Source organism: Bacillus sp. SH7-1, assembly GCF_008042405.1.
GTDB classification, from domain to species: domain Bacteria; phylum Bacillota; class Bacilli; order Bacillales; family Bacillaceae_G; genus Bacillus_A; species Bacillus_A thuringiensis_N.
This window is the reverse complement of the sequence record NZ_QNUD01000064.1, coordinates 1-1,168: the sequence shown is the minus strand read 5'-3', so window position 1 is coordinate 1,168 and position 1,168 is coordinate 1. Positions and strand designations below refer to the sequence as shown.

Genomic DNA, 1,168 nt, shown 5'->3' with positions numbered 1-1,168 from the left:
AGATGGTACTACCTAGATGCTAATAACGGTGGTTCTATGAAAACAGGCTGGGTAAACGTAGAAGGAAAATATTATTATTTAGATACAGATTCAGATCCAAATAAAATTGGTGTGATGAAGACAGGTTGGCTGAAAGATAATGATAGATGGTACTACCTAGATGCCAATAACGGTGGATCTATGAAAACAGGCTGGGTAAACGTAGAAGGAAAATACTATTATTTAGATACAGATTCAGACCCAAATAAAATTGGTGTGATGAAGACAGGTTGGCTGAAAGATAATGATAGATGGTACTACCTGGATGCCAATAACGGTGGATCTATGAAAACAGGTTGGGTAAACGTAGAAGGAAAGTACTATTATTTAGATACGGATTCAGACCCAAATAAAATTGGTGTGATGAAAACGGGTTGGGTAAGGGATAATGATAAATGGTACTATCTGGATGGAAGTGCAGATGGTTCAATGAAAACAGGTTGGTTCCAAGAAAATGATCAATGGTATTACTTAGATGCTAATAACGGTGGAGCAATGGTAACAGGATGGAATAGAATGGATGGAAAAATGAATTATTTCAAGGATAATGGTCAATGGATAAATTCTCGTGAATTAACAGTAACGGCAACAGCATATACAAATGATCCAGCAGAAAATGGTTATAAGCCTGGACAACATGTATATACAAAAATGGGAGATGATTTAACTGCTAATCCTAACTTGAAAGTTATTGCAGTAGACCCGTCAGTTATTCCTCTTGGGTCAAAAGTTTACGTTGAGGGTTATGGAATAGCTGAAGCTAGAGATACTGGTGGCGCTATTAAAGGTAATAAAATAGATGTATTTATTCCTTCAAAACAGGAATCAAGTAATTGGGGAAGACAAACAGTTAAAATATATGTATTACCTAAAAACTAATTTATCAATATATCTATTTATAAATCTAGGGGGTTATTAAAATTATGAAAAAACAAATTGCAGCACTTACATTAGCAACGACTCTCGGCTTGAGCATTCAGCCAATTGTAAGTTCAGCCGAAACAGCTCAAAATATGCAAGCTACTGAACAGAGTGGTTGGGTAAAAGATGGAAATGGAACATGGTTCTACTTTGAAAATGGTGTAAAAAAAACAGGCTGGCTGAAAGATAATGATAGATGGTACTACCT

Annotated in this window: 1 protein-coding gene and 1 pseudogene; both read left to right on the top strand. The window is 35.6% G+C overall.

The window, feature by feature from the left end:
* Window positions 1–918, top strand: a 918-nt coding sequence (locus tag DN390_RS29960) for a 3D domain-containing protein (protein WP_147809304.1), incomplete at its 5' end; no start/stop codon positions are given.
* Window positions 919–962: 44 nt separating this feature from the next.
* A pseudogene (locus DN390_RS31540) lies at window positions 963–1,168 on the top strand (NlpC/P60 family protein); the annotation flags it as partial.